Here is a 6,781-nt window from a genome sequence, read left to right on the forward strand (position 1 = left end):
CACTGGGACGGCAAGAAGTGGGACTTCTCCTCCGACTGGGTACCAGCCGACGAGCAGATCCTGAAGCCATGATCAGGCCGGCTCCGACAACGTACCTGGCCGACAAGAAGATGACGCGGCGGGATGCGGCCGACTGCCAGAGCTAAGGACAACCCCCTGAGCGCTGCCGCGGCTTCCCCTTCTCTGGCTTCGCTGTGCGAAGGCGGAAGGGGGACGACGCCAGGCGCCGCGGGGCGGCCCTTGCGCGGCGTCTGCTGGCGTGGGGCGCGCCGGTTTTTTGAGGCTGTGTTCACAGCCGCCAATCGAAAGCGTTGCACCGCAGCGCTTTCGATTGGCACAGCGAAGGCAACACCATGGAACCCAGAAACATCGTCCTGAACGTCAACGGCATCGAGGTCATCTACAACCACGTGATCCTCGTGCTCAAGGGCGTCTCGCTGCAGGTGCCCGAAGGCGGCATCGTCGCCATCCTGGGTGGCAACGGCGCGGGCAAGACCACCACGCTGCGCGCCATCTCCAACCTGCTGCAGGGCGAGCGCGGCGCGGTCACCAAGGGCAGCATCGAGCTGCGGGGCGAGCGCATCGAGAACCTCTCGCCCGCCGACCTCGTGCAGCGCGGCGTGGTGCAGGTGATGGAGGGGCGCCACTGTTTCGCCCACCTCACCATCGAAGAGAACCTGATGACGGGCTCGTACACCCGCACCAGCCGCGCCGAGATTGCGGCCAACCTGGAGAAGGTGTACGCGTACTTCCCGCGCCTGAAGACCCGCCGCACCTCGCAGGCCGCCTACACCTCGGGCGGCGAGCAGCAGATGTGCGCCATCGGCCGCGCGCTCATGGCCAACCCCAGCATGGTGCTGCTCGACGAGCCCTCGATGGGCCTGGCGCCGCAGATCGTGGAGGAGGTCTTCAACATCGTGAAGGACCTCAACACCAAGGAAAAGGTGACCTTCCTGCTGGCCGAGCAGAACACCAACATGGCGCTCAAATACTCGGACTACGGCTACATCATGGAAAGCGGCCGCGTGGTGATGGACGGCGCGGCGAGCGACCTGGCCAACAACGAGGACGTGAAGGAGTTCTACCTGGGCGTCGGCGGCGGCGAGCGCAAGAGCTTCAAGGACGTCAAGAGCTACAAGCGCCGCAAGCGCTGGCTGGCCTAGGTCCACCGCGAATCCGGCGCGCCGCGACCGCGCGGCGCAGTCCAGCCCACCATTTGCCTGTCTCCCATCCCCAGCACGCCCAGAACGTGCACCCCGGAGGTATATCCATGAGCGTTTTCTACGACGACCTCGAAACCCGCCCGCCCGAAGCCCGCGAAAGCGCATTGATGGCCGCGCTGCCCGCGCAGGTGGCGCATGCGCAGCGGGCCTCGCCCGCGTTCGCCGGCATCCTGCAGGGCATCGATCCGGCGGGCATCGCCACGCGCCAGGCACTGGCCACCTTGCCGGTCACGCGCAAGCACGAGTTGCTCGCGCGCCAGCAGGCCGGCCGGGCCACCAACGTGTTCGGCGGATTCAGCGCGCTGTCGTTCGGCGCCGCCATGCCGCGCGTGTTCGCCAGCCCCGGCACGCTGTACGAACCGGAGGGCACGCGGCGCGACTACTGGCGCATGGCGCGCGCCATCCACGCCGCCGGCTTTCGGCCCGGCGAGCTGATCCACAACAGCTTCAGCTACCACTTCGTGCCCGCCGGCTCGATGATGGAAACCGGCGCCCATGCGCTGGGCTGCTCGGTGTTCCCGGGCGGCACGGGCCAGACCGAGCAGCAGGTGCAGGCCATGGCCGAACTGAAACCCGCGGGCTACATCGGCACGCCGAGCTTTCTCAAGATCCTGCTGGACAAGGCGGCCGAGCTGGGCACGCCACTGCCCAGCGTGGGCAAGGCCCTGGTCTCGGGCGAGGCGTTTCCGCCCTCGCTGCGCGACTGGCTGGCCGGGCGGGGCGTGGCCGGCTACCAGTGCTATGCCACGGCCGACCTGGGCCTGATCGCTTACGAAACCACCGCGCGCGAAGGCCTGGTGCTGGACGAGGGCGTGATCGTGGAGATCGTGCGGCCCGGCACCGGCGACCCGGTGCCCGAAGGCGAGGTGGGCGAACTGGTGGTGACCACGCTCAACCCCGACTACCCGCTGATCCGCTTCGGCACGGGTGACCTCTCGGCCGTGCTGCCCGGCACCTGCCCCACCGGCCGCACCAACACCCGCATCCAGGGCTGGATGGGCCGGGCCGATCAGACCACCAAGGTGCGCGGCATGTTCGTGCACCCCGGCCAGGTGGCCGACATCGTGCGGCGCTTTCCGCAGGTGCTGCGCGCGCGCCTGGTGGTGAGCGGCGAGATGGCCAGCGACCAGATGCTGCTGCGCGTGGAAACCACCGAGACCGCCGCCGGCCTGGCCGTGCAATTGGCCGAGGCGATGCGCGAGCAGACCAAGCTGCGCGGCGAGGTCGAGATGGTGGCCCCCGGCACGCTGCCCAACGACGGCCGTGTGATCGAGGACGCACGCAGCTATCGATGAGCCCGGCAGCCGCCCACCGGATCGCCGCACCCGCCGCTCCCATATTAATAGCTGAAAAACCAGTACAGACAAGCGCTGCAGGCCTATAAACCTTTAAACCCCTACACGTTACTGCTAAGTAATTACCTTGATGGCGGTGTAAAAACCCGTGGCTATCATGGCGCGTCTTTTCAAAGGAACCTCATGAAAACTACATTCAAGACCGCACTGGTGGCCGTTGCCGTGGCCGCCGCTTTCGGCGCGCAGGCGCAGGGTTTTCCGTCCAAGGACAAGACGGTCACGATCGTCGTTCCTTTCGCCGCCGGTGGCCCGACCGACCGCGTGGCACGCGATCTGGCGGAGGCCATGCGCAAGCCACTGGGTGGGGTGAGCGTGGTGATCGACAACGCTGCTGGTGCCGGCAGCAGCATCGGCACCGCCAAGGTGGCGCGTGCCAACCCCGACGGCTACACCCTGCTGCTCAACCACATCGCCATGGCCACCATGCCGGCGCTCTACCGCAAGCTGCCGTTCAGCGTGCCCAACGACTTCGAGTACCTGGGCGTCGTGAACGACGTGCCCATGACGCTCATCGCTAAGCCCACGCTACCCGCCAACAACTACAAGGAACTGGCCACCTGGATCGAGCAGAACAAGGGCAAGATCAACCTGGGCCATGCGGGCCTGGGCGCCGCGTCCCACCTGTGCGGCCTGCTGTACCAGAGCGCGATCAAGGTCGAGATGACCCCCGTGCCCTACAAGGGCACGGCACCCGCCATCACCGACCTGATCGGTGGCCAGATCGACCTGCTGTGCGACCAGACCACCAACACCACCTCGCAGATCGAGGCCAAGAAGGTCAAGGCCTACGCGGTCACCACGCCCAAGCGCCTCACCACGCCATCCCTCAAGGACCTGCCCACGCTGGCCGAGTCCGGCGTGAAGGACTTCCAGGTCACGATCTGGCACGGCCTGTACGCGCCCAAGGGCACGCCCGCCGACGTGCTCAAGAAGCTCAACGACGCCCTGAAGGCCGCGCTGAAGGACCCCGACTTCATCAAGAAGCAGGAAGGCCTGGGCGCCGTGGTGGCGGCCGACCAGCGCGTCGAACCCGCCGAGCACAAGAAGTTCGTGCAGGCCGAGATCGACAAGTGGGGCCCCATCATCAAGGCCGCCGGCACCTACGCCGACTGATCCCACTGACGGGCCGGGCACTGCGCCACACGCAGCGCCCGCGCATCGCCCCGACCGCCCCAGGCCTTGCGCCCCGGGGCGGTTTTTTTCTTGGGGCGTGCATTTTGCGAGGCGTGGAACGCGCTCCGGCCTACGGGTCATCCCTCTGCCCGCCTCGCGCAGCGGCGCCTACAACGGGGGATTGACCGCCAGCCCCAAGGACCGATCCCCATGCGCTTTTCCGCCACCCCGTCCAAGACCCTTCGCCAGCCCCTTGCCACGCCGCGCCGCCGCGCGCTGGCGCTCGCCGCCCTGCTGCTGGCCGCCGGCCTTTGGAACGCGATGCCCGGCGCCCATGCCCAGTCCGGCGCATGGCCCACCAAGCCGGTGCGCATCGTCGTGCCGTTCGCCCCCGGCGGCACCACCGACATCCTGGCGCGCGCCGTGGCACCCGAGCTGGGCCGCGCCTTCGGCCAGCAGTTCATCGTGGACAACCGGGGCGGCGCGGGCGGCAACATCGGCGCCGAAGTGGTCGCCAAGTCGCCGGCCGACGGCTACACCCTGCTGATGGGCACGGTCGGCACGCACGGCATCAACCGCGCGCTGTACAGCAAGCTGCCGTACGACCCCATCAAGGACTTCGTGCCCATCACCCTCGTGGCGGCCGTGCCCAACGTGATGGAGATCAACGCCGACAAGGCGCGCACGCTGGGCATCCAGTCCGTGCCCGACTTCATCCGCTACGCCAAGGCCCACCCCGGCCAGCTGAACATGGCATCGAGCGGCAACGGCACCTCGATCCACCTGGCCGGCGAGCTGTTCAAGAGCATGACCGGGACCTACATGCTGCACATGCCCTACCGCGGCTCCGGCCCCGCGCTGCTGGACCTGGTGGGCGGCAACATGGACGTGATGTTCGACAACCTGCCGTCTTCCATGGCGCAGATCAAGGCCGGCAAGCTCAAGGCCCTGGCCGTGACCAGCGCCCACCGCTCGCCCGCCCTGCCCGATGTGCCCACGGTCGAAGAGGTCGGCGGCCCGGATCTCAAGGGCTACGAGGCCAGCTCGTGGTTCGGCCTGCTCGCCCCCGCCGGGACCCCGCCCGAGATCGTGGCCCGCATCCAGCAGGAAACCGCCAAGGCCCTGGCCACCCCGGCCGTCAAGGAGCGCCTGCTGGCGCAGGGCTCGATCCCCGGCGGCAACTCGCCGGCCGACTTCGCCAAACACATCGACAGCGAACACCGCAAGTGGGCGCAGGTGGTGAAGGCGTCGGGCGCAAAGGTGGATTGAGCCGCGGTGGCGCGGCCGCACGCCTCCCGGTGGGCGTTCAGTACGCGCTGACCGCCCGGGCAATCAACCCATCCGGATAGGGCTGCATGCCGTTTTCCAGCTGCACGATGGTGCGCATGACCGGCGGCAGGGTCGCGGCGTTCAGGCAGATGAAGGCGTGCGGGCTGATGTCCAGGCTGCCGGCGACCTGCCGCACGTAGTCGCAGGGATCGCACTCGCCGCAGGCTGCCCAGCGGCGGATGATGCCGTCGATGGTGCACAGCTGGTACTTGGCCTGGTAGTTGCGCAGCAGCAGGGCCATGGCGCGCAGGCCCCAGTACGGCTCGCAGAACACCACGAACCGGGGGTCGGCCGACTGGTCCTCGGCCATGCCGCGCCAGCCGATGTGGTTGCGCACGATGTTGCCGGGATTGTGGTTGCGGATGCCGCGCGGAACGAGAGTCAACATGAAAAGCGGTGAGAACGCAGGATATGGTGCCCACGGTGGGGCGCTGGGCCCGGGTCTCGCGTCACGGTCGCTCGACCCCTGGCTTCGGACTCGAACTGTAGGTGCCCGGGTCCTGAAATTCACGCTTTCCATGCCGCGCTGAAGCAGGTTTCAGAACTTTTAAGGTCGCCGGCCCGATCGGCACCACGGGTGCCGCGCTGCGGAAATTCGAAACGTTCTCGCCTGAAAAATCCGGCATGCCGGTCCCGATCCTGGCCTTCACTTCCTCCGCCAGGAGGGACTTGCATGCCGCGGCCGACGCCCGCGTGACCGGCCTCATGGCGGCCTGCCGCAGCGCCGGTCCGGCCTGGTTCACCAGACCACGTCGTGCCCTTCCGCGGCGCTGCGTTGGAGCATGTCGATGATCGGCGCCGCGCGCTGGCGCAGGCGCACGGTGTCGGGGCGCTCGCCCGCATCGTCGTCCTCGCTGCCCGGCGCCTCGCCGGCATCGGACCGACCCTTGGCGTCGTCGGCTGCGACGGCGGCCTCCAGTGCCTGGAGCGCGGCGGGGATCTGCGCGGCGGTGACGATGCCGTGCGGGTCGGTGCCCTTGCCCATGATCTGCAGCAGCTGGCGGCCGTTGGCCTCCAGCATGATGACGTCGGCGGTCGCGCGGGATTTGAACTTGTACAGCATGGGTGGCGAGGGTCCTTGGTAAGGGTGGGTAGGTAGGGGTGATGGGGTGGCTTGCAGCCGTCAATGCCCGGCCGGGCCGGTGCGTGAATGCATGTAGTCGCGGGTGAAAGGATAGTCCGACTGGGCCCCGCGCAGGGCGCCGGTGGCCAGGTCGCCGTCGGGCCGCGCGGCCAGCATCTGGTGCAGGGCCATCCAGCCGCGCTCGAATCCCATGGCGCTGCCGGCCAGGTAGAGGCGGTAGGCGCGCAGGGCACGCTCGCCCTGCGGCGCGCCGACCCCGGCCGAGAGCACGCGCAGCGCTTCCTGCAGCCGCGCCTCCAGCGCGTCGGACCAGGCCCAGAGCGTGCGCGCGTAGTGCGGGCGCAGGTTCTCGGTGTCCACCATCTCCAGGCCGCTGGCCGCCAGATCGTGCAGCACGGCGCTCACATGCAGCAGCTCGCCGCCCGGGAAGATGTACTTTTCGATGAAGTCGCCCAGGCCGGCGCCCAGCTGCGCGTTGTCCACGCCGCCCGAGGTGATGCCGTGGTTGAGCAGCAGCCCGCCGGGCCGCAAAAGCCGGCGCACGGTGGCGAAGTAATCGGGCATGTGCGCGCGGCCCACGTGCTCGAACATGCCCACCGAGGCGATGCGGTCGAACGGCGCGGGCTCGGGGTGCTGCAGTTCGCGGTAGTCGCGCAGTTCCATGCGCACGCGGCCCG

The 6,781-nt window shown here is 68.5% G+C and carries 8 protein-coding genes and 1 pseudogene; 5 read left to right on the forward strand and 4 right to left on the reverse strand.

Translation table 11 applies throughout. The features are described from left to right. From AC27IO_RS18330 to AC27IO_RS18350, 5 genes and pseudogenes are all read left to right on the forward strand, one after another. Positions 1-146, forward strand: a pseudogene (locus AC27IO_RS18330) (ABC transporter substrate-binding protein); the annotation flags it as partial. 207 nt (positions 147-353) lie between these two features. Then, the gene (locus AC27IO_RS18335; protein WP_272567047.1) at positions 354-1,163 is read left to right on the forward strand and encodes an ABC transporter ATP-binding protein; all 810 of its coding nucleotides are present in this window, start codon (positions 354-356) and stop codon (positions 1,161-1,163) included. A 107-nt stretch (positions 1,164-1,270) separates the two neighbouring features. Continuing rightward, entirely contained in the window at positions 1,271-2,518 is a 1,248-nt protein-coding gene (locus tag AC27IO_RS18340) for a phenylacetate--CoA ligase family protein (RefSeq protein WP_272567046.1), read from the forward strand. 183 nt (positions 2,519-2,701) lie between these two features. After that, entirely contained in the window at positions 2,702-3,691 is a 990-nt protein-coding gene (locus tag AC27IO_RS18345) for a tripartite tricarboxylate transporter substrate-binding protein (RefSeq protein WP_272567045.1), read from the forward strand. Between the two features lie 210 nt (positions 3,692-3,901). Then, positions 3,902-4,960 (forward strand): Bug family tripartite tricarboxylate transporter substrate binding protein, encoded by a 1,059-nt coding sequence (locus tag AC27IO_RS18350; protein ID WP_498740063.1) that lies wholly within the window; start codon positions 3,902-3,904, stop codon positions 4,958-4,960. A gap of 37 nt (positions 4,961-4,997) precedes the next feature. Here AC27IO_RS18350 and AC27IO_RS18355 read toward each other — a convergent pair whose 3' ends face one another. The 4 genes from AC27IO_RS18355 to AC27IO_RS18370 all read right to left on the reverse strand — a co-directional run. Beyond that, a complete protein-coding gene (locus AC27IO_RS18355) occupies positions 4,998-5,408 on the reverse strand; it encodes a structural protein P5 (protein ID WP_284431647.1) in 411 nt (136 codons plus the stop codon). A gap of 61 nt (positions 5,409-5,469) precedes the next feature. After that, complete coding sequence (locus AC27IO_RS18360) at positions 5,470-5,763, reverse strand: hypothetical protein (RefSeq protein WP_498740065.1); 294 nt, start codon at positions 5,761-5,763, stop codon at positions 5,470-5,472. After that, positions 5,760-6,083, reverse strand: a complete 324-nt coding sequence (locus AC27IO_RS18365) for a DUF1840 domain-containing protein (RefSeq protein ID WP_284415164.1) — start codon at positions 6,081-6,083, stop codon at positions 5,760-5,762. Before AC27IO_RS18365 ends, AC27IO_RS18360 begins: the two co-directional genes overlap by 4 nt. Before the next feature lie 60 nt (positions 6,084-6,143). Further along, on the reverse strand, positions 6,144-6,781 hold a 638-nt coding region (locus AC27IO_RS18370), incomplete at its 5' end, for a class I SAM-dependent methyltransferase (RefSeq protein ID WP_487089591.1).

This window comes from Acidovorax sp. KNOB132 (assembly GCF_057541515.1).

Bases quoted from the DNA above. Each gene is read 5' to 3' on its own strand.
- AC27IO_RS18335 (WP_272567047.1), top strand. From the start codon at position 354: ATGGAACCCAGAAACATCGTCCTGAACGTCAACGGCATCGAGGTCATC.
- AC27IO_RS18345 (WP_272567045.1), top strand. From the start codon at position 2,702: ATGAAAACTACATTCAAGACCGCACTGGTGGCCGTTGCCGTGGCCGCC.
- AC27IO_RS18365 (WP_284415164.1), bottom strand. From the start codon at position 6,083: ATGCTGTACAAGTTCAAATCCCGCGCGACCGCCGACGTCATCATGCTG.
- AC27IO_RS18355 (WP_284431647.1), bottom strand. From the start codon at position 5,408: ATGTTGACTCTCGTTCCGCGCGGCATCCGCAACCACAATCCCGGCAAC.
- AC27IO_RS18350 (WP_498740063.1), top strand. From the start codon at position 3,902: ATGCGCTTTTCCGCCACCCCGTCCAAGACCCTTCGCCAGCCCCTTGCC.
- AC27IO_RS18340 (WP_272567046.1), top strand. From the start codon at position 1,271: ATGAGCGTTTTCTACGACGACCTCGAAACCCGCCCGCCCGAAGCCCGC.